The following is a 22,224-nucleotide window of genomic DNA, read 5'->3' on the forward strand; positions in this document are numbered from 1 at the left end:
ATGGTTTTGGAAGGATTATTCTAAAGTCAGAAAAAATCACTTAAGACTTCTAAGGGGGATAACGATAATGATTATTGGCGTAGTGAAGGAAATTAAAAACAATGAAAACCGTGTAGCACTTACTCCAGCAGGGGTGGTTTCATTTGTACAAGCTGGACATAAAGTAATCGTTGAAAAAGGGGCTGGAATTGGAAGCGGTTTCGTGGATGTGGATTACACTCAGGCAGGCGCTGAAATGATCGATTTAGCAGCTGATGTATGGAATCAGTCTGAAATGATCATGAAAGTGAAAGAACCTCTAGAAGGTGAATACAAATACTTCCGTCAAGGATTAGTATTATTTACCTACCTTCATTTGGCTGCAGAGCCTGCTTTAGCACAAGCACTTAAAAACAGTGGAGTAATCGCGATTGCCTACGAAACAGTTTCTGTAAATCGTACGCTTCCGTTGCTTACACCAATGAGCGAAGTAGCAGGCCGTATGTCAGCACAAATCGGGGCACAATTTTTACAGAAATTCAATGGCGGTAAAGGGATCCTATTAGCAGGTGTTCCTGGGGTAAGCCGTGGTAAGGTTACCATCATTGGCGGCGGCATTGTCGGAACAAACGCTGCAAAGATGGCGATTGGTTTAGGTGCAGATGTAACCATTATCGATCTAAGCGCAGATCGTCTTCGTTACTTAGATGATGTTTTCGGAAACCAAATTAAAACATTAATTTCAAATCCATTCAACATTGCTGAAGCAGTGAAAGAAGCAGACTTAGTCATTGGTGCAGTATTAATCCCGGGGGCAAAAGCTCCTAAGCTAGTAACAGAAGAAATGGTTAAAACGATGAAACCTGGGTCTGTGATCGTTGACGTTGCAATAGACCAAGGCGGAAGTGTTGAAACCATTGACCATGTAACCACTCACGACAACCCAACATTTGAAAAACACGGTGTCGTTCACTATTCCGTAGCCAACATGCCTGGAGCGGTTCCAAGAACATCTACTATGGCTCTTACTAATGCAACTGTTCCATATGCATTGCAAATTGCGAACAAGGGTGTCCAAAAGGCAATCTCTGAAAATCCAGCATTAAAGCTTGGTGTAAACGTTGCGAACGGCGAAATTACTTACGAAGCGGTAGCAAAAGACCTAAATTATGAATATGTACCAGTAGAAGAAGCATTGGAAAAAGAAATTGTATTGAACTAACCATCTTGGTACCCTCAAGTTTATCTTGAGGGTTTTTTCATAGGAACTCAGGGAGGGAGAATTGTGAATCTACAAAGTTATCGAGATACATGTGCTGAAGTATCCTTATGCGCCATTAAACATAATACCAATCAATTTAAAAAATATATTGGAGCTTCCGTGAACATGATGGCTGTGGTAAAAGCAGATGGTTACGGTCATGGGGCTGTTCCGGCTGCTAGAACAGCAGTAGAAGCTGGTGCAGATTATCTAGCAGTCGCCATCTTGGACGAAGCAATTGAACTACGTGAGGCCGAAATAACCGAGCCCATTCTTGTATTAGGATATACCCCCATCCGATCCATTCGGCAGGCGATTATTGCCGGGGTTGAGTTAACCGTTTTTAGTGAGGACGTACTTGACGAAATTATTTTTCAGTCCGAGGTTCTTCAGAAAACGGTATCCATCCATTTAAAAATCGATACGGGAATGACAAGAATAGGTGTACAGACCCGAGAAGAAGCACTGGAATTAGCATTTAAAGCGTTAACATCACCATTTGTCACTCTAAAAGGCATTTTCACTCACTTTGCTAATGCTGATAGTGAGGATCCATCTTATACACTACAGCAATTCGAACGATTTCTTTCTGTTTCTTCCTTTATAAATGACAACGGCATTTCTATCCCATTAAAGCATTGTTGTAATACCGCTGGGACAATGAATTTTCCTGAAATGCACCTTGATATGGTCCGTGTCGGAATTGGATTATACGGTCTGTACCCAGACCTTTCGTTGAAGGAGCATCCTATTTCCCTCAAGCAAGCCATGACGCTAAAAACGAAAATTGTTGGACTAAAAAAAATAGTCAAGTCGCAGCCTGTTAGCTATGGATGCACCTATACTCCATCAAGTGAAAGGGTAATTGCCACCCTTCCAATCGGGTATGCAGATGGACTCTCAAGACACCTCTCCAACTGCGGCCAATTTCTGGTAAATGGACAAAAGGCACTAGTAGCAGGTCGAGTCTGCATGGACCAAACGATGATAGATGTAACTGGCCTCCTCTCCTGCCAACAGGGGGATGAAGTAATTATTTTTGGAGGAAATGACGAAGAATTTCAATCCATTGATGAAATCGCACTTCTCATGGGGACGATTAACTATGAGGTAGTCTGTTTGATTGGGAAGCGGGTTCCGCGGATTTATACTGTCTTAGGTAATGAAATTTACAAATAAGTCCTGCAATCCACTGGCTATAGATAATTTATAAAAAACAGGTCACACCAACTTTGATGTGACCTGTTCTAAACTATAATTCTATCTTTGAAACAGGTAAGAATAGCTTTATCCCACGTTTATTAAACGGCAATATTTTTAGGTCGGCTATTAAATGACTGATGTATCCCCCAAGACAGGCATAGAAAACACCATTGATTCCAAGTGACACCTCTAGTTTTAATGCGATGATTCCGAAGAATAGGACACCCAAGATGGAATGTGTATAGCTGCGATGCGAGGAAATGGACGCAATCACGATATAAACCCCAAGCAGAAGTAACCATACTTCAGACAACGATATTCCTCCGATTAGGACCCCTATTCCTGTAATAGTTAACATATGCTTTTGTTTGATGAGTGACGAGACAATCATAATCACCAATCCGCTTCCAATACCAAACCATTTATCTAATGCCCTTCCCTCATAAAAACTATAAAAAACCATCAAGACTCCAATAAATAAAGCCGTCAACCGAATCACCTTATGAGATAAGGTAATTTTACCGCGGAGCTTTCCATCAATATCTAAATCAGGCATTAAGCCCGAAACCGCTCCTAGTCCAACGAGAATGATTGTCTCCGTGGGAGAAGAATGAAAGGTGTTGGCAGCGACAAATCCTGTCGCGGCTCCGATTGCTGTATGTGCGGTACCATTCAATGTTAATTCCACCTCTATTTTTGTTGATATCCCTATCCTACATCAAAACATTTGTTCTGTTTAGTAATTTCACCAAAAACCCTACTATTATCCCATGAAAAAAGTAGCCAGGCATCCACCTGACTACTTTCCTAAATATTTTTCTAGAAACTCCGCCATCTCTGTATAGGAAGTTATTTTATTCTTCAGCTTCATCATCGTATGCCCTTCCTCTTCAATTCGGCTATATTGGAGGGGATGATTTCGCTCCTTAAGCTTCCTCACAATCTGATCGGATTCTTGGATAGGAACTCGCGGGTCATTGACGCCATGAATCACCATTAGCGGTGCTTTAATTTTATCGGAATGATTCAGCGGGTCGATTTTATCAAAAAAGTCGCCATCATTTTCAATGGTTCCATACTCCGTCTCTCTTAGCTTTTTCCGCCAGGGACTTGTTGTTTGAAGGAAGGTCCGGATACTAGACATTCCAACGATATCGATGGCTGCGGCCCAAAATTCCGGGAAGTGACTAATCGCCGCCAGGACGACAAATCCCCCATAGCTCCCGCCGACAATCGCGCACCTTTGGGCATCAATATCGCCTGTTTTTTTCAGCCACTCCATTAAAAAAATAACATCCTTTACTGCATCCATCCGTTTTCGCCCATCATCAAGATGAGTAAAGGCTTTTCCATAACCTGTACTGCCACGGATATTTGGGGCAACTACCGCATATCCTTGGCTTATAAAATATTGCAAAAAGGGGCTATAGACGGCGCGGCTTTGACTCTCCGGCCCTCCGTGAATATAGACAACCACAGGAGATTTCTCCTTCTTATTAGCAGGCTTATAGTAAAAAGCAGGAATTTGCAGGTTGTCAAAGGATGGAAATGTTATCGGCTCGGGCTCCACTAGTTTTTCCTCGAGAATGGGTGTACGAGAAATATAGGTAAGCCGCTTTGCTTGGATGGTCTTTAGGTCAACCTCCCATATGTCAGGGGGATGAGCAGGTCCATTTAAAACAAAGCCCAGCTTTTGATTATCTGGTGAAAATCTGAGATTGAACATTACACCGATAGGAGTTTCCCAGTTATACAAGGTTGTTCGCTCCAAGTCGATTAGAAAGCCCTTGGATATTCCTCCTTGATTCATCGAAAATGCTAATTTATTCTTAACTTTGTTTATGACTAAGTCTTCAAAGTCCCATTCGCCCCGCTCAAGCCAGGTAAATTGTTTACTTGCAATCTGAATCATGGCCAGCCCGAAGAATTCTCTGTCCTGATTGGTTAATAGATAGAGATGATCAGCATCCTTATTAAAATGGATATCTTTATAGCCTGCTTCGCCCTTATGCTGTGTAATCCAGTCCATTTTTCCTGTCAAAAGCGAAAATACCCCTAAATCATGATCAAGGGGCGTGTTTGTTTTTTTCACTAATAGTGAATTTCCATCTGGAAACCACTTTTCCACCGAATACGTTCCATCTCCGGTAAATACAGAGCGGATTTCCAAGGTCTCCAAGTTTTGTATATAAATATCTAAAAAAGCTGGATTCCGGCGGTTGCTCGACCAGGCAATCCATTTTCCGTCGGGAGAGCTGTCACCAAACATATGAAGATGTTCTGGGGAGTTTGTCAGGGCAATTTTTTCACCATTCTCCTTTAATACGTACAATTGCTCCTTTTCATCGCCATCTGCATCCATCCCGTAAACCAAATCCGACGAACCTGCAATATATTTAATAAACGTAATTCCTTTCATAGAAAAAGAGGTTTGCGCAGGCCACCTGTCCTCTCTATCAAGCTCCCAAACCTGTGGTACCCCTGTATAATCAGAAATAAAACTGATTTTCTTGCCCTTTGGATCGTATTCAAAGCTTTTCACCATACGCACGTGTATATAAGGGTCAATGGTTATTTCCTTCATTCCATTCCCACCATTCACGATGACTTTTTTATAAATCTTTACCTCTTTCATTCTATTTAAATAGGTTTGGGTTCATTCGGAATTATTTGGCAGAAAAAAGGAGGCAAGAGTTTTTGTTGTTCATCATAGGGATGAAGGACAAATCTCGTAACGGAAGCAAGACATTTGTCTTTCATCATGGAGATGATGGACAAATCCCGGTAAGGAAGCAATATATTTATCAATTGTATTGTAATACCATCATGTATTGCACTTTTCGGACTTCAATTTGGACAATTCAAATTGAATCGCCTGTGCTTATTCCTGAAATTCAATAAACCATTTCACACATTGATAGGTTGTTTCCCAATCCGCTAAATCTTCTACTCCCCAGCATGCATATAGTGTACCTAGTGCAATTGCAACTTTTAGCAGTCGCCCACGATCAAAGCCCAGCTGTTTACTAATTGTATCCACTCGGAGCTTAAGGATACTTTTTGGATCAGACTTTGACTCTAATTGGTTAATCAAGAAGGAAACAACATCAAAATACGGGTCCCCTGCAACTCCTTTTGGGTCAATGGCCATCCAGCCTTTTTGCTCGGAAAGCAGAATATTTTCATGGTGTAAATCGCCGTGAAGCAGTTGGGGTCCTTCAGAAGTTTCCATTACCTGTTGAAAAAATTCTTCTGCTAACTGAACATGTTCCATTGAAATCTGTACATCTCCTGATTCTCGGTACCGTTTAAGCCCCTCGAACCAGTGTGTAAGCGATGGCGTTGCCCCTTCCTTTGGGACCGGTTTGCGAATAGCCTTCCAAACCTTTATGTAATTCTCCAGTACCATCCTTTCATCGGTTTCCTCTGAAAGCATGGTTCCCGGGACAAGCCTCTCAAGCAGCATAACGCCATGTTTCGGATCTGACTTCAAAATCCTCGCACAGCCATCGCCATCATATACCTGAAGCGTCACCATCTCATTTCGTGTATCAAAGTTTGGGACACCCAGCTTTAAAATTAAAGGTGTTCCTTCTGAATCTCTCACTTTTATTACATAATTATAAGAAAGGTTCGCAACAGGCCCATCACTCGTAAGCTCCCACTTTTCTATATAGGTTTGGACCGTGGACTCTAAAGATTGTAACCATGTCTGTCCATCAGACCCAAAGGCATTAATAATTTTATCCTGAAATTCACTAGAAATTTGCATACTTTTCCCCTTTGTTTTTATCTATTTCAAGAATTAACAATTCAACATCGCCATTCATTTTTCCTCTTTTCACAAGAAAAAGACGATTTCGAGTGTTCGAACCGCCTTTTTTCTCAAGGTTGGATATTGATTTTATTTAACTGAAGTAAATTTGTAAGCTGCTTGGCCGGCAATGGTTTGCTGAATAAAAAGCCCTGGATGTAATGGCAATTTAATGATTTCAATAACTCCCATTGCTCTACCGTCTCTACACCCTCAGCTACAATCTTCAAGTGAAATCCTTTTGCCAAAAGTATAATCGATTGAACAATGGTTGAATCACCATCATTTAGATGTATCTCTCTGATAAAGGAGCGATCAATTTTTATATAATCGACTGTGAATTTTTTTAAATAACTAAGCGAGGAATAACCGATTCCAAAATCATCGATGGCGATGGCCAGTCCCAGTTTCCTTAAATGTTTTATCGTAGATAGCCCTAAACCCTCGTTTTTAATTAACGAATCCTCCGTAATTTCAATTTCAAGTAGTTGGGCCGGGACGGAATATTCGTCTAGACATGCTTTGACCTTTTGGACTAAATCTGCTTTCATAAGTGTTTTCGCCGAAAGATTGATTGAAATTGGGACAAGTGTACACCCCTCCTCTCTCCATTCTTTCTGCTGTTTACAAACTTCCTGAATGACCCACTCACTCAACTCATGTATAAATCCTGTTTCCTCTGCCAAAGGAATAAACTCACAAGGTGGAACCAACCCCAAACGAGTATGATTCCAACGGGATAACGCTTCTGCACCGACTATTTCTCCCGTTAGCGCATCTACTCGAGGCTGATAGTGAAGAATAAATTCTTTTCGCTGAATCGCTTTTCGTAAATCACTTTCTAATGTAAACAACTTATAGGACTCAGCAATTAACGACTTCGTAAAAAGCTGAACATTATTTTTCCCAAGTTCTTTGGCGCGGTATAAGGCAACATCAGCATTCATGATAAGCCTTTTTATACTATTTCCATCTTCCGGAAAGATACTAATCCCAATACTCGTGGTCATATGGATTTCATAGCCTTCTATTTGGAATGGCTCTTCCATTTTGCAAATCAATTCCTCGCCCAATTTAACAGGGTCCTTTTCAAGGATACGATCCTGAATGATAGTAAATTCATCACCGCCCACTCTAAAAACAGTATGTTCCCCAGCAATTGCAGAAAGTCTTTTCGCAACCTTGCCGAGAAGTAAGTCCCCAATGTCATGACCCAGGGTATCATTCACAAATTTAAATCGATCCATATCTAAGTAAAATAAGGCAAATTTTTCATTAGTGCCCTTCTTAGTCACTATCATTTGTTCTAGCTGTTCATCAAACATTCTCCGATTCGGTAGTTCAGTTAGATAATCATGATAGGCGAAATAATTGATTCTCTCCTCATTTTTCTTTCTGATACTTATGTCTTGAACAATACCATCTAGCCTAATGAGTTGACCTTCTGCATTTAGAATCGGGATCGTTTTATTTTCTATCCATTTTACCTGTCCATTTCGATCAATAATTCGGTAGTTATGATTGTACATTTTCCCCCGAAGAAGATCCTTCTGTTGATTGCTAAATTTCCCCTTATCCTCTGGATGGATAAGAGCTTTCCACTTTACTTTTCCAGATAAAAAATCCTCTGCAGGATACCCAGAAATTTTCTCAATAGCAGGAGAAGCAAATGTCACTTTTTTCGTTTGATAATCCATTGACCATATTCCTATATCGATGTTTGTAGTAATGTTTCTAATTTTTTCTTCACTTTCTTTTAACCTATTCTCGGTTAAGATACGATCCGAAATATCATGTAATATGCCAATGATTCTGGTGACTTGTCCATTGGGACCTTTTTTCCCCACGGCTCTGACGTGCGCCGTAATAATCGACCCATCGAATTTTTGAATTTTATATTCTATATCCATTTCAGTCCCAAGTTTTTTTGTCTGTTGGAATAAATAATCAAAGCTTTCCCTATCCTCAGGAAGAATCATCGCAAGTAAATTTTCATATAGCGGTTGAATGTCTCCATCTTTCTCTATTCCCAAAATGCTGTATAAGGGATCCGAACAATAAATCGTATTATTTTCAACATCATAATCCCAGCTTCCAAGCTTTGCGATTTCTTGAGCAAGGTTTAAACTGTTAGTTATTTTTACTAAATCCACTTCGCTTTGATCCTGAATCGGTCGATTTTTTGCAAAGTAGTCTATTTTATCAACTTTTGATTTAGGTTTTTGTGGGTGTATACTCAAACTCTGTATCCTCCTCTAAACCGTTTACTCCTCACAGCATGGGTTATTGGTTTAATTAAGCGGGTTTTTTTTATTTTCATTATGTAGGATTGGAAGCAATATTATTATCCCCTTAGTTTCCCTATTTTTTTTAAAAATATAGGGAAGGTATTCCTACTAGTAAGAGAAATCATTGTAAGGCCACTAATTCTAAACAAAAAAAAGACAATTCTAGGGGGACCGAATCGTCTTTTTTGCTGCTTACTTTATGCTGATGCTTTTGCTTTGTCTTTTCCAATTGTTTTGTTGATGAATGGAACTACCCAGTAGTCTAAACCAAATTTACCTGCGTTGAAACCTGCTGTTAAGATGATGAAGCCTAAGAAGATGTCTGTTGGGTTATGAGATACTGTTCCAGCTAAGAAGAAGCTGAAGTTCATCACTAATCCGAAGAACATCGCCGCTGTTGTTAAACATCCTAGTAGTAGTCCAAGTCCGATTAATGTTTCGCCCCAAGGAACGATAAAGTTGAAAACATCGATGTTCGGTAATGCAAAGCTTTCTAAGAAGTTGACATACCAGCTGTAAACCATGTTGCCATCTGGGCCTTTCACTGGATTTGCAATTGCTCCTTTTAAGAAGCCAGAAGCATCGAAGCCACCTGTAATTTTATGAAAACCAGCTGTGAACCATGAGTAGCCTAGGTATAAACGAAAAATAGTTAAGATAGCTGCTGAGATTTTATTTTCTCTTAGAAAATGGTTAAACATAAGTCATTCCTTCTTTCAATAATTGTTTGTTCCTTATACTCACACTATACTCGTTATTACCGTTTAAAACATGGTTATGTGAATAATTTCACAATATGTTCAAAATGCTTTGACGGAATGTTGAACACTCTGGTTTGGCAAAGCAAAAAAGACACTTCGAAGAACCGAATTGTCTTTCTTGTTAAACCATTTATGGTGCTATCAGGATATTTCAGATAAAATGTCTTCTAACGTAGGTATTGCCGAAATTGCTCCAACCTTGGTACACACCAAGGCACCTACTTTATTACTAAAAAATATAATTTCTTTAAGTTTTTCAAAGTCTGCAATCTCAGGTTTAGCTTTTGCGAATTGGTATAGTGTTGCACCAACGAATGCGTCACCTGCACCTGTGGAGTCAATCGATTTTATTTTTACACTTGGAACAATTTCGCTATTTTGCCCATTGGACAGATACGTTCCCTCACTGCCTAATGTTACAGCGACTATTTTTGCTCCTAATTCATGAAGATAATTTGTTCCCTCAGCCATTGTTTTGATTCCCGAAATGAGTTTTAGCTCCTCGTCACTCACTTTTACAAAATCAGCTAAGGCGATTCCTTCCTTTGCCAACTCAATAAATTCAGGAATTCTGTTTTTCCATAAATCTTTTCGATAATTAGGATCAAATGAAATAAATTTCCCTTGTTCTTTCGCATTACGCATTACAGAAAAATAAGTGGATTGAAAGGGATCGCTTAACAAAGCAGTCGCAGAGCCAAAATGATGAATGGCCGCCTCATTTAACTTAACACGATCAATTTCTTCCTCCACTAAAAAGGCATCCGCCCCGCGATTAAATACGAAATCTCGCTCGCCATTTGCCTGTAAGGATACAAAGGCCAAGGTGGTTGGATGGAAATCATCGAACACGACCATTGATGTATCTACTTGGACGTCATCAAGTGTCTTTTTTAGATATTGTCCAAATGGGTCATTCCCAACTTTTCCGCTAAAAAGAGCAGTACCTCCTAATTTCGCAATCGTTGCACAGACATTAGCAGGCGCTCCCCCAGCTTGTTTTTGGAAATTTTGTCCCTCTAGTAAGTTAATATCCACATCGGTACAGAAAAAATCGATTAATAATTCACCCATGCATATAATTGATGAACTCAAACCAAACACCATCCCTTTATAAAATAAAGCTCTAACCAATTAGACGATTAGAGCTTCCACACGTAACTTACTTGCTCCAAATGGAATCAAGTTCTGTTACGTTTAATTCCAACACATTTGTAGTTCCTTCATTTGAAAATAAACGGAGTTCTTGCCCTGATTCTGACGGAAACAATAAGCTTGTAATGGCAGCCTCACCATTGTTTGCAAACACCTCAATGGAGGAGGCATCTAAAAACAATTGAAGTTTCACCCTTTGATGATCCAGCTTTAATGGGGCTTCCTGTATAGCTTGGAAAGACGTCGAAAAGCTATGATCTCCAGTACGTGTGCGGTCAACAAATAACTTTTCCTCTGTAGCATCATAACCAATTATGGTTTTTTCCTCCACAGAATGCTGGATGCTAAATCCAAATTGGCTTGAACTTTCTTTTTCGAATTCGATCGTTATTTCCATTAAAGAATGAGGTAACGGAATGGATACTGCGTTCCCTGATTCAACTGACATTTTTGGATAAGATTCCGTTTCTTTTCTAATTCTATTAACTTCAGCAACGGGTTTTTGGAATAAGCGGATGCCAGCCTTAGTTGTAGCTAGGGATAATTCTCTTGGTAATGTCATGGCGCTTCGCCACCCTTGCGTTGGAACTTGATTGGCATAGCGCCAATTACTCATCCAGCCGAGATAAATACGTCTTCCATCTTGGATATCGGACCAGCTTACACCGGCATAATTATCACGGCCGTGATCTAACCAAAGTATCGTCGAATCGTCATGGTCATTCACAAACGTCGTCCCATCAAACTGACCGATAAAATATTGTGTTCTGGACCCTTCTGCTGATTGACCGTTATCACCGATACTTACAATCATTACCCACTTTTCTTGTCCGCCATCTACTGGTAGTTTGAATAAGTCAGGGCATTCCCACACACCATCATGCGATCCGGCGGTCTGACCGAACTCACTAGCAAATTCCCATTCTTTTAAGTTACTAGAAGTGTAAATCGTAATCGATTGACCAGTTGCTAATACCATCACCCATTTATTGGTTTCCTCATTCCAAAACACTTTAGGATCCCGGTAATCTGTTATCGATACATCTGAAAGAACAGGGTTACCTTCATATTTTACCCACGTTCTGCCGTTATCCTTACTATACGCTAGGCTTTGCTGCTGAAGAGGTCGGTCAGAATCTGGATACGTGCCAGCACTTGTATAAATCGCAACCAATCCTGGTTGATTTTTTTCAAAAAATCCTGTTGTGTTGTTCCAATCAACGACCGCACTTCCTGAAAAAATGGCTCCCAGCTCATCCGGATATAAGGCAATCGGCAAATGCTCCCAATGAATCAAGTCTTTACTAACGGCATGTCCCCAGTGCATCGGGCCCCACGTCGTACCAGAGGGATGGTATTGATAAAACAAATGATATTCATTGTTAAAATAGACCATTCCATTCGGATCATTCATCCACTTTTCCTCTGGTGAAAAATGAAATTGTGGCCGGTGCAGCTCTTTATATAGTTGTGTCATTGTTTTCGCTCCCTTATTTAAGTAAAAAGACTGCAGCAATGTCCAAGCACTGCACAGCCTTTTCGTTTTTATTCTTGATTTCGGTCATAGCCCTTCTGTTTAATGTCTAACCACTCTTGCAATCCAAGTCGGTCTAATTCTGCTAGATACTCAGTCCATTCTTTTTCAACGCCGCCGTTGGCAATCCATTCCGCACGCTTTCGCTTAATATAAGCAAACAAATCTGTTTCAATCACGGAAATACGATCAAGGTCCTCAAGTGAGAAGAAGACACGCGGGTAAATATTATCTGCTTCCATGTAAGGAACCATTACTTCTTTCATTAAGTTCAGTCTCCAAGCAGCATCATCTGGTTTTGTCGTCACCGTACCGTAGTAGCTGTCTAAGATCGCTAATGGCCCAGCGACAGATGTTTTTTCTCTTAATTCAACTGGTGCTGTTCCTTCTAAAGGAAGGTGTTTTAACATTTTTGTTGCCTCATCCATTCCAAAAATGTTTTGTTGCTTTTCGTCCCCATACGTACCCCAATTATTCTGTACGGATTGAGACGGATCATAAAGCTGGTCAATCCACTTCGCTGTTAATTCAAGGTTTTTATTTGCTGATGTTACCACTAAGCGTGAACGGTCAAAGCCCATTCCATTTGTTCTCGCAACATTTTGATGTCCTTCTGGACCTTTTAATGGAGCTAACAGATCGTAATCATCGCCCATCCCCGTGATATTTCCTTTATCCCATGTGAAGTACAAACCATATTTTTTGTCTCGGCCTTTTGCTAGATATGTGTTCCAATCATGTTCAAAGGCTTCGATATCGATTAATCCTTCATTATATAAATCATTCAACCAGCTAATCGCCTTTTTATAACTTTCATCAGCTGCTGTAAGTTTTACTTCTCCATCATTCGTGACAACGGTGAAATCCCAGTTATCGCCTAGACCAAATGCACCGAATAAGGAATGTGGATCCTGCCCGCCATCATTAATAATGAATGACATTGGAATCTCATCCGCTTCACCGTTTCCATTTGGATCCTGGGTTTTAAACGCCAGTAATACTTGCTTTAACTCTTCTGTTGTTTTCGGAACTTCTAATCCTAATTTATTTAACCATTCCATATTAATCCAAGGAAACGCATCAAGAGAGTGAATACTTTCTTTTCCTTCACCTAACTCCTCAATCCATGGGAACGCATAGATATGACCATCAGGAGCCGTCATCATTGCTTTGTACTGTGGTGCTTTTTCAAGAACAGCTTGTAAGTTCGGCATATACTGAATTAAATCCTCAACCGGTACAATCACTCCATCCTTCGCATGCTTTAATAGTTCATAATCGCTGAAACCGGCATTAAAGATAGCGTCTGGAAGCTCTCCACTAGCAATGGCTAGATTTCTTTTTTCATTAAAAATATCCGTTGTATAGTTTCTCCAATCAATTTTTACACCCGTTTGATCTTCTAAGCGTTGAAAAATTAACTTCTCGTTTGGATTTTCAGGAGCTAATGGAGAACTGGATGTCATAATCTTTAGTGTTTTTTCCTCTTTCAATGGGAAGGTTACTTCCTTTAGCCCATAATCCTTAGAAGAAAAACTTTCGCTGCCGCCGCTTTTGCTGCTGCAGCCTGTAAGAAGTAACGAACCTGAAAGTAATAGAGCTGAAGCCGTTGTAAACATTCTTTTTTTCATCATAAACCCTCACTTTTTTGTATTATTTTAGAGAACCAACCATTACTCCCTTTTCAAAATACTTTTGGAAGAATGGGTACATAATCAATAACGGTAAACTTGCAATGACGATTGATGAATAGCGGATCATCTCCGAAATTCTCATCAACTCGTTCCTTGCCTCTACATCCGCAACCATTCCAGGCTGTACTTCGTTTTGAATTAAAATCGAACGCAATACTAATTGCAGCGGATGTAATTGACGATCATCCAGATAAATCATCGCATCGAAGTAGGCGTTCCATTGTCCAATGAAGGCATAGAGTGCTAGAACAAAGATAATCGGTTTTGATAGCGGTAAAATAATACGAAAGAATATTTTCAAATCGGAAGCGCCATCAATTCTCGCAGCCTCCTTCAGCTCATTTGGAACCGCTTTAAAGTAAGTTCTGGCGAGAATAATAAACCAGACATTCACTGCCCCAGGTAGAATAATCGCCCAAATCGTATTCAGCATTCCTAAATCACGGATAACAAAATATGTTGGGATTAAACCTCCTCCAAAAAACATGGTAAATAAGAAGAAAATCATAAATGCCTTTTTACCAACTAACCCTTCTACCGATAACGCATATCCGGCAAAGAGACAAACAACTACGGTCACAATTGTAAAGCCAGTTGAATACAGGAGTGAATTGAAAAATCCTCTCACAATGGTGTCATCCGTAAAGAGTCGCTTATACCCTTCTAATGACCAATCAGAAGCATTTAAGGAAAGTCCTTTTCGAATGATGGCATTCGGTTCTAAGAAGGATGACAGAAATACATACAATAAAGGTCCTACTATGACAAGGATGATAATCGTTAGTAGAATATTATTGGTAAGAAGCAGCATTCGGTCGCCCTTTGAATGTTTGATTTGATTGTTCATACTGTTCCTCCTTCCTTAAACGAGTCCTTCGCCTTCGTTTAGTTTCTTAACCACTTGATTGACAACTCCAAGTAAAATCACATTCACAACGGCATTAAATAAACCAACGGCGGTCGCAAACGAATAATCACCTGCTAGCAACCCACGTTTATATACATAAGTGGCGATAATTTCTGATGATGGTGAATTCATTGATGTTTGCATTAAATACGCCTTTTCAAAACCAATTCCCATGATTCCTCCAGCCGCTAGGATAAACAAGACAGCCATCACTGGTTTCAGTGTTGGAAGGTCGATATGCCAGATTCGTTGGAGGAGTGAAGCACCGTCAAGGGTTGCGGCCTCATGAAGCTGTGGGTCAACGTTTGCAAGTGCAGCAACATAAACAATCGATGCCCAGCCTGCGCCTTGCCACACACCCGACCAAATGTATATCGATCTAAAATAATCAGGGTCAGACATAAATGATATCGGCTTATCTAAAAAGGTTGATAACAGTGCATTAACGGGTCCAACTGGTGATAGGAAAAGAAAGACCATCCCCGAAACGACGACCACAGATATAAAATGCGGTGCATATAGGGCTAGCTGGACATTCTTTTTCACACTCGATTTACGCAGCTGGTTCAACATCAAGGCCAGAATTATGGGAATCGGAAAACCAATTAGTAGTTCAAATGAACTTAATTTAATCGTGTTCATCAAGATTTCCATGAAATTTGGAGATGTTAGGAAACTTGTAAAATGTTTTAAACCTACCCACTCACTTCCCGCAATCCCCCTAATGGGACTAAAATCTTTAAAGGCTATCGTAGCCCCGTATATTGGGATGTACTTAAAAATAATGGTTAGAATAACGGCAGGAGCAATAAGCAAATATAGAATATAGTTCTTTTTGATGTAAGTAAGGTTCTTGCTTAGTTTTGTTGTTGTTGCTGGTTTACTAACTGGTATGGCATGCTCTCTTTTTACTATTTCTTCCACTCTCTTACCCTCCTATCAACTTAGTTCAGCTGAAAGCACTTTCAACTTGGGTTAAATATAACAAAACGATGAAAAATAAGAGTTTAATATTTTTGGTTAGAGTAGTTTAAAATTTTCGGAAGTTTGACATCGCTTTCACTCTTCTTTTTCGATATGATGGGAAGGAGAAAGGATGTGGGATATGCCATACAAGGTTCGAAGTGAATCATTAATATTGAAGATTTTACGAATTTTGAACAAACGAATGAAATTAACCGGGGATGAGCATTGGTATTATTTAAACCAAGAAAAAGGGTTTCAAGGGGAAGTCCAGTTTGATAAATTGACAGAGAAACTTAAACGTAGCTGTCATATATTGAATGATTTACAGCTTGAGAGCAGCAAGTCTAGCTTTCAACTGGATTCATCCCTTATTTTTCAAGAGACCTATTCCCTTTTTGAGTTCATTGGCTTCAACCAAGATTTGTCCTCAATACCCCTAATTGAGGACGAATCCTTATTGCGCCCTTACCAGTTTTGTCCTCTAGCACGCGTACACTAGGAGTTCAAGTTCACATAAATAGCAAAATCCCCTAGTTCCTAAAACTAGAGGATTACTTTTTGATATCTTTTAAGCCATTATTAATTTTCTCTACCGCTCTGTTCGCTGCCTCCTCGACATTTTTCCCTTCCAACCCGACTTCTTCGAAAAGGTCCTTAATCGCTTCGCTGATGACTGGATAGGCTGGAGTTACCGGTCGATTTTTCGAGTAGTTTTGGTCTTGTTGGATAAAGATATTTTTCGGATATTCATTGAGTTCTGGAAAGGCCTTCGCAACCGAATACCTTGCAGGTAAATCACCAGAAATTTCGACGAACATTTTCGAACCCTCATAGCCTGTAGCGAATTTTACAAATTCCCATGCCTCATCCGGATGCTTGGTTTTGGATGAAATTCCAAGCGCCCAGCCCCCATTCGGAACTACCTGGTTTCGACCCTTAGGAAGCGGAGCAATCCCAAAATCTTCTCCGAGAACAAAACCTGGGGTTTGCTGTAATTCTGATATGGCCCAAGAACCTAATATCGTCATCCCAAGCTGATCATTTTCAAAAGGAGCCGGAGGCATTTCAACCGCCGCTACCTTATGCTTACGATATAAATCTTGATAAAATTGAAGGGCTTCTAATGCCTCTTTAGAATTGATATACCCTTCTGCGGTTGTTCCATCTGGACTAATTACACTTGCTCCGAACTGCCATAGAATTGGCATTTTAAAATAAGCAGCACCTTCTCCCACTTTAAATCCTTGGGCAGGGTCTATCCCTATCACACCATTTGCTGGATTGTTGATTTTTTTAGCAATCTCCAGCACTTCGTCCCACGTCAGGGGTTGGTTAGGATTTCCTGATGGAAAGGGGATTCCGGCCTCCCTGAAAAGATTCATATTGTAAAATAATGCAATACTTGATTCGACAATTGGGGCAAGGTAAATCTCACCCTTGTAGGTTAGCCCGTTTAGTACCTCTTCAGGGATATCCTTAATATTCCCTTCTTCTTTCATATAAGAATCCATCGATAAGAGCGAACCTGAATTGGCATAAAGAGCCAGGTTTGGACTATCAATCGCCATAATATCAGGATGGTTTCCTGCAGCCAGTTCCGTACGCAGCCTTAATTCGTATTCATTTCCCCAGTGCATCGATTGCATATTAATTTTAATATCGGGGTGCGATGCTTCAAAAGCAGCGATTATCTCTTCATAGGCTTGATTAAACGCTGGATTGCCTAAATTCCGTAAAAAGGTCAGCTCAACTTGTTTTACTGGTTTCTCTTTATCTGGACTTTTGCTTGAAAGTGGGAAAAAAAAGAAAAAGGCAAAACCTGCTAACAAAAAAAGTACTATGACAGCTATCCATTTCTTCACCTGTATTTGCTCCTCCTTCAAACCGACCTATTCCCCTATCGAGTTACGAAATTCAACCGGAGTTTGTCCAAAGTGTTTTTTAAAGACCGTACTAAAATACCCTGAGTTTGAAAAACCAACTAAGTTGCTGACATCAATGATTTTCAGCTGTTTATCTTTCAGTAATTGTTTGGCCTTGTCCATTCTTAATGTAACTAGATAGTCACTGAAGTTCTGGCCGACATGATGTTTGAAGGTTTCTGATAAATGGGCACTATTAATGTGAAATAAAGTAGATAATGTGGTAAGGGAAATTTCACTTGCATAATGCTGGTCCAAATAATGACGGATACTATCGATTAATTTCTTATTGGAAAAACGAGCAAGACGTACTTTTTCAATGATTAATGAGGCTAATTGAATCAGGTCCTTTTTCACTTTATGTTGAGAATAAAGCTTCCAAATATTTTGCTGGCAATTCCAAATCGTATTTTGAATGTCTTTCGTCTCGACATCGTACTTTTTGGCTAATGATCCTAACATAAATAACACTTGGTTGGCTGCAAAGGAGAATGACATAACCGACCGACCTTCGGAACCTTCAAGAACCATTTGTAAATTATCTTTAAAAGCAGCAAAATCGAGATTTTCAATTGAATTCGTTATCCGTTTCTCGTAATCTGGAGAAAAATCAAACACTTCTTCGCTTGCAGCAGTTTGGTCCATTATCTGAGACTTTGAACCAAGCTGGCTTTGGCTCCAAGCAAGTAAACTTGATATATAGCCGCTCCTGTATTCTGACAGCCCATTCACAATCGTACCAATACCAATGACCGTTTCTAATTTTAAAAGCTTGTTAACATTTTGTTGAATGAGCAAAACGAAATGATTGGTCGCTGAAGAAGTAGAATCGACCAACTGTAAAAATTGAACCATATTCGGGTAGCTGGGATCGGTAAACACATAAGTCGCTTTCTGCTGTTGGGCGATTTCCTTACACAACAACTGAAATGGAATCCTTAGTTCCTCTAGTCGATTGTGATCGTGGCTTTCTCTGATTTCCACAGTTAAAAACTGTACTTTTCTATTTTCAATTGCTAGGTCTTCAAGTTGAAGCTGCTGAAGCCTTTCAATCACAATCGGAAGCTGTAATCTTTCTTCTTTTACTAAATGAAGGATAAATTCTTCCTGTAATTCTTGTAAATGAGAATGAACGAGTCGGCTCATTTGTGCAAATTCAACTTGTTTTCTTTTCTCTTCCTCTACTTCTTTTCGTATCTTCCTCAATGCTTCTACTAATTCATCAGGTGCAACAGGTTTCAATAAGTAGTCTTTAACACCTTGTTGTAGGGAATTCCGCACATAGTCAAAATCAGAATAACCTGATAAAACGATGACTTTTACATGGGGGAATTCTTGATGACAACGTTTTGCAAACTCCACCCCATCCATAATAGGCATTCTCATATCCGTAATCACTACATCGATATCTTTGGTTTGGAGGATTTCGAGAGCTTCTTTTCCATTTGAAGCCTCTTCCGTAATTTGGAAGCCTTCTTCTTCCCAGTCTACTTTTAATCGTAATCCTTTACGAATTTGGATTTCATCGTCCGCGATTAACACCTTCATCCTGACGCTCCCCCCTTTTCAAATCAATCATCAATGTAATCTTTGTGCCTTCATTTTTAGTAGAATCAATTCGATAGGAAAATCCATCTCCATAGGTAAGCTTTAATCGACCAAGTACATTTCTTAGCCCAATGCTACTCCCTTTGCTTTCCAACACAATCTTCGTTTCATCATTTTGCTGTAAGTTTGAAATCAACTCTTCTGACATCCCTATACCTTTGTCTTCTACGGATATGCTAATCTGGCCTCCATTCTTTTCAGTTTTAATAAAAATATCGGCAAACGTCTTTTCGCTAAAACTATATTTCACAGCATTTTCCACAAGTGGCTGTAAAATGAACTTAATAGCGGGGAAGGTAACACTGTCGGAATCCACATCCATTTCAACCGTAATCATGTCCTCATATCTTAGCTTTAATATGTTCGTGTAACTTTTGATGTAGTTTACTTCTTCACCTAACGGTACGACATTGCTATTTGTATTCAACGAATATCTCAACATTTTCCCTAAAGAAACGCTAACATTCATAACCTCTTTATTTTTCCCTTGAAGTGCTAAACTTCCAATAATTTCAAGTGTGTTGTTTAAAAAGTGAGGATTTATCTGTAACAATAAGGCTTTGTATTCCGCATCTTTCCGGCGTAAATTGGCTTCATATTCTGTTTCAATTAAATTCTGCAATCGGTCAACCGTATGGTTTGTAACGTCGATAAGGTAATCAACTTCATTATTTTGATATTTACTGTCTGGCAGCAACACTTTTGCCCCTGCAAAATCTCCCCTTTCGATTAATCTCATCGCTTTTGCTAGTTTTCCTAAAGGACTTGTAACAGTGTTAGACATAATAAAGGAAGCCACAATCGTTAGGATAAAAAGGATTGCACTGGCTAGCAGAAGGTTCTGCTGCAAATGATTGGCTCTTGCGAACAATTCAGACTCCGTCACTTCACTGACTACTATCCAATCACCAACTGGCAGCTTTTGAAAGAAAACCAGATATTTTTCTTTCTGATAAGAAGCCTCAATGAGCCCTTCTTGATCAACGCTAGCGGTAATTTGCTTCAAACTTTCCTTCAGGATCGAACTTGGGGTCTTTATCTTCCCTGGCAAAACGTTTTCACCCTGCTGATTTAACAAATAGGTATGCTCATTTTGTCCCTTCTTGATTTTATTTAAGGCACTTTCAAGTAATACGGAAGGGAAGTTCACCTTTATAACGCCTGCCGAAATCATTGTATTCGTATCAATGAGGGGGAGAATATAGCTATTGATCTTCTTCACCTGCATTTCATGACTTGGCTGAAAAGGATCTAAATGTGATTGAACATAGTCCTGGTTATTTTGGGTAAAATCTTGGTACCAATCACTTTCATTTAGTGAAGAATGATTTCCCCATGTCCCAGTTCCATCATCAAGCAGCACTGAAATGGACATCGCATTAGAATTATTAATCATAATCGAGGATAGACCCTGTCTGAGCTGATTCATCGATGAATCAATCTCTTCCTTCTCAGCACCTTGTCTAGTTAATCTCAGCCATTCTTGTGTGGTCTGGTTAACGAGCACCTGCTTGCCTATATCCTCAGCCTGGGTGGTAATGGAATCAACATAAAGCGAAAACTGATCCATCATTTCTATGGTTAATTCTTGTGTCTGTTCTCGAATAACAGACGTAAAGAAATTTGGAATCACGATTGAAAGAATAACGAATGGTATGGTTAACAAACATGTAAAAATAAGCAATAGCCGATTTCGTAATGAAAAAAGCATGTTTCCCTCCTTTCCAAACAAGAAGTCCAGAAACCCCTTACAATGATTAAATAATAGGAATACTCCATTATAGCATTTAAATAATACTAGACTCTAGCACATGAAAATTGGCAGCCATTTGTAAACTTTGATACACGCCAGCTGATGTGTCAAAATAGGAAGTGGAATTTCAATAGAAAATTATCCTTAATGGAGGTTTAGAAAATGAGAACAATGAAATTAGGAAACAGCACTTTAGAAGTGCCAGTGGTTGCAGTTGGCTGCATGCGAATTAACTCGCTTGAAAAGAATGAGGCGGAAACATTTGTCCAAACGGCATTAGAGGAAGGTGCGAACTTCTTTGACCATGCTGATATTTATGGCGGTGGAGCCTGTGAGGAAATTTTCGCCGAAGCGATACATATGAATGCGGAAGTTCGTGAAAGTATCATCCTCCAGTCAAAATGCGGAATTCGCAAGGGAATGTTTGATTTTTCAAAAGAGCATATTTTAGATTCAGTAGACGGAATTCTAAAAAGGCTGAACACCGAGTATCTTGATGTTTTACTCCTGCACCGTCCGGATGCACTGGTGGAGCCAGAAGAAGTAGCAGAGGCTTTTGATACACTTGAAAGTTCAGGAAAAGTCCGCCACTTTGGCGTGTCCAATCAGAAACCTTTGCAGATTCAACTGCTGCAGAAATATGTGAAGCAGCCACTTGTTGCGAATCAGCTGCAGCTAAGCATCACGAATGCCAATATGATTTCCAATGGAATCAATGTAAACATGGAGAATGACTCAGCGATTGATCGCGATGGCAGTGTCCTTGATTTCTGCAGACTGAACGATATTACGATTCAACCATGGTCACCTTTCCAGTATGGATTCTTTGAAGGTGTGTTTCTTGGGAACGAAAAGTTTCCAGAATTAAATCAAAAGATTGATGAAATTGCAGCAAAATATGGGGTTAGCAATACCACCATCGCCATCGCCTGGCTGCTCCGTCATCCAGCAAAAATGCAGCCAGTGATTGGTACGATGAATGTGGACAGATTGAAGGACTGCTGTAAAGCTAGTGAGGTTCATTTAACTCGTGAAGAATGGTACAGCATTTATCGTGCTGCTGGAAATATTCTGCCGTAAATAAGCTGGCTTACAGCGAAGGAGTGCCCGTTTGAGGCACTCCTTGTTTTATTACCGCCTGAGGCTAGGATTATAGATGCCTTTATTCATCATCTACCTCGCCATCGCCAATTTCATCTTCCTCTTCCACATCCTCAATCTTTTCCCCTTCCTCAGGCTCCTCATCATTCCCGCAACCCGTTAGAGAGAAAAGAGACCCACTTAAAAGTAACATCAATAATAACCTTTTCCACTTCATTCCAATCAACCTCCTTTCATCCTTAGCCTTTCCAGTTTTAATCAGCAATATGAATAAAATG

The 22,224-nt window shown here is 39.8% G+C and carries 19 protein-coding genes; 5 read left to right on the forward strand and 14 right to left on the reverse strand.

Features of this window, described 5'->3' with window-relative positions; all coding sequences use genetic code 11:
* The first annotated feature begins 67 nt into the window (after positions 1–67).
* A complete protein-coding gene (ald, locus tag M3189_RS11305) occupies positions 68–1,201 on the forward strand; it encodes an alanine dehydrogenase (protein WP_251634168.1) in 1,134 nt (377 codons plus the stop codon).
* A 63-nt stretch (positions 1,202–1,264) separates the two neighbouring features.
* Complete coding sequence (alr, locus tag M3189_RS11310; protein WP_251634169.1) at positions 1,265–2,419, forward strand: alanine racemase; 1,155 nt, start codon at positions 1,265–1,267, stop codon at positions 2,417–2,419.
* Between the two features lie 73 nt (positions 2,420–2,492).
* Here alr and M3189_RS11315 read toward each other — a convergent pair whose 3' ends face one another.
* Both M3189_RS11315 and M3189_RS11320 read right to left on the reverse strand, forming a co-directional pair.
* Positions 2,493–3,119 carry a metal-dependent hydrolase gene (locus tag M3189_RS11315; protein WP_251634170.1) on the reverse strand — a complete coding sequence of 209 codons (627 nt, stop codon included), beginning with the start codon at positions 3,117–3,119 and terminating at the stop codon, positions 2,493–2,495.
* Between the two features lie 123 nt (positions 3,120–3,242).
* A complete protein-coding gene (locus tag M3189_RS11320; RefSeq protein ID WP_251634171.1) occupies positions 3,243–5,078 on the reverse strand; it encodes a S9 family peptidase in 1,836 nt (611 codons plus the stop codon).
* Between the two features lie 62 nt (positions 5,079–5,140).
* Between M3189_RS11320 and M3189_RS11325 the strand changes: the two genes are divergently transcribed.
* A complete protein-coding gene (locus M3189_RS11325; RefSeq protein ID WP_251634172.1) occupies positions 5,141–5,344 on the forward strand; it encodes a hypothetical protein in 204 nt (67 codons plus the stop codon).
* Here the strand turns inward: M3189_RS11325 and M3189_RS11330 are convergent.
* From M3189_RS11330 to M3189_RS11365, 8 genes are all read right to left on the reverse strand, one after another.
* Positions 5,325–6,215 carry an aminoglycoside phosphotransferase family protein gene (locus M3189_RS11330; RefSeq protein WP_251634173.1) on the reverse strand — a complete coding sequence of 297 codons (891 nt, stop codon included), beginning with the start codon at positions 6,213–6,215 and terminating at the stop codon, positions 5,325–5,327. The two genes, M3189_RS11325 and M3189_RS11330, sit on opposite strands and share 20 nt — an antisense overlap.
* A 113-nt stretch (positions 6,216–6,328) precedes the next feature.
* Positions 6,329–8,497, reverse strand: coding sequence for a bifunctional diguanylate cyclase/phosphodiesterase (locus M3189_RS11335; RefSeq protein WP_251634174.1), 2,169 nt, complete (start codon positions 8,495–8,497; stop codon positions 6,329–6,331).
* A 245-nt stretch (positions 8,498–8,742) separates the two neighbouring features.
* A complete protein-coding gene (locus M3189_RS11340) occupies positions 8,743–9,246 on the reverse strand; it encodes a DoxX family membrane protein (protein WP_251634175.1) in 504 nt (167 codons plus the stop codon).
* A gap of 201 nt (positions 9,247–9,447) precedes the next feature.
* Entirely contained in the window at positions 9,448–10,380 is a 933-nt protein-coding gene (locus M3189_RS11345) for a carbohydrate kinase family protein (protein ID WP_285889565.1), read from the reverse strand.
* A gap of 88 nt (positions 10,381–10,468) precedes the next feature.
* The gene (locus tag M3189_RS11350) at positions 10,469–11,938 is read right to left on the reverse strand and encodes a glycoside hydrolase family 32 protein (protein ID WP_251634176.1); all 1,470 of its coding nucleotides are present in this window, start codon (positions 11,936–11,938) and stop codon (positions 10,469–10,471) included.
* 68 nt (positions 11,939–12,006) lie between these two features.
* Positions 12,007–13,626, reverse strand: a complete 1,620-nt coding sequence (locus M3189_RS11355; RefSeq protein ID WP_251634177.1) for an ABC transporter substrate-binding protein — start codon at positions 13,624–13,626, stop codon at positions 12,007–12,009.
* Between the two features lie 22 nt (positions 13,627–13,648).
* Positions 13,649–14,536, reverse strand: coding sequence for a carbohydrate ABC transporter permease (locus M3189_RS11360; protein WP_251634178.1), 888 nt, complete (start codon positions 14,534–14,536; stop codon positions 13,649–13,651).
* Between the two features lie 15 nt (positions 14,537–14,551).
* A complete protein-coding gene (locus tag M3189_RS11365; RefSeq protein WP_251634279.1) occupies positions 14,552–15,490 on the reverse strand; it encodes an ABC transporter permease in 939 nt (312 codons plus the stop codon).
* A 211-nt stretch (positions 15,491–15,701) separates the two neighbouring features.
* Here M3189_RS11365 and M3189_RS11370 point away from each other — a divergent pair, with 211 nt between their 5' ends.
* The gene (locus tag M3189_RS11370) at positions 15,702–16,061 is read left to right on the forward strand and encodes a hypothetical protein (RefSeq protein ID WP_251634179.1); all 360 of its coding nucleotides are present in this window, start codon (positions 15,702–15,704) and stop codon (positions 16,059–16,061) included.
* 52 nt (positions 16,062–16,113) lie between these two features.
* On the opposite strand, the gene M3189_RS11375 is transcribed toward M3189_RS11370, so the two are convergent.
* Genes M3189_RS11375 through M3189_RS11385 form a run of 3 tightly spaced genes read right to left on the reverse strand, consistent with a single transcriptional unit; the run spans position 16,114 to position 20,803 of the window.
* A complete protein-coding gene (locus M3189_RS11375; RefSeq protein ID WP_251634180.1) occupies positions 16,114–17,424 on the reverse strand; it encodes an ABC transporter substrate-binding protein in 1,311 nt (436 codons plus the stop codon).
* Between the two features lie 27 nt (positions 17,425–17,451).
* A complete protein-coding gene (locus M3189_RS11380) occupies positions 17,452–19,032 on the reverse strand; it encodes a response regulator transcription factor (protein WP_251634181.1) in 1,581 nt (526 codons plus the stop codon).
* On the reverse strand, positions 19,007–20,803 hold the full coding sequence (locus M3189_RS11385; protein ID WP_251634182.1) for a sensor histidine kinase: 1,797 nt from the start codon (positions 20,801–20,803) through the stop codon (positions 19,007–19,009). Before M3189_RS11385 ends, M3189_RS11380 begins: the two co-directional genes overlap by 26 nt.
* Positions 20,804–21,007: 204 nt before the next feature.
* On the opposite strand from M3189_RS11385, the gene M3189_RS11390 reads away from it, so the two are divergent.
* A complete protein-coding gene (locus M3189_RS11390; RefSeq protein ID WP_251634183.1) occupies positions 21,008–21,925 on the forward strand; it encodes an aldo/keto reductase in 918 nt (305 codons plus the stop codon).
* 82 nt (positions 21,926–22,007) lie between these two features.
* Here M3189_RS11390 and M3189_RS11395 read toward each other — a convergent pair whose 3' ends face one another.
* Positions 22,008–22,163 (reverse strand): hypothetical protein, encoded by a 156-nt coding sequence (locus M3189_RS11395; RefSeq protein WP_251634184.1) that lies wholly within the window; start codon positions 22,161–22,163, stop codon positions 22,008–22,010.
* Positions 22,164–22,224: the final 61 nt, after the last annotated feature.

Origin of the sequence: Neobacillus niacini (assembly GCF_023715415.1) — a bacterium.
GTDB classification, from domain to species: Bacteria; Bacillota; Bacilli; order Bacillales; family Cytobacillaceae; genus Neobacillus; species Neobacillus niacini_C.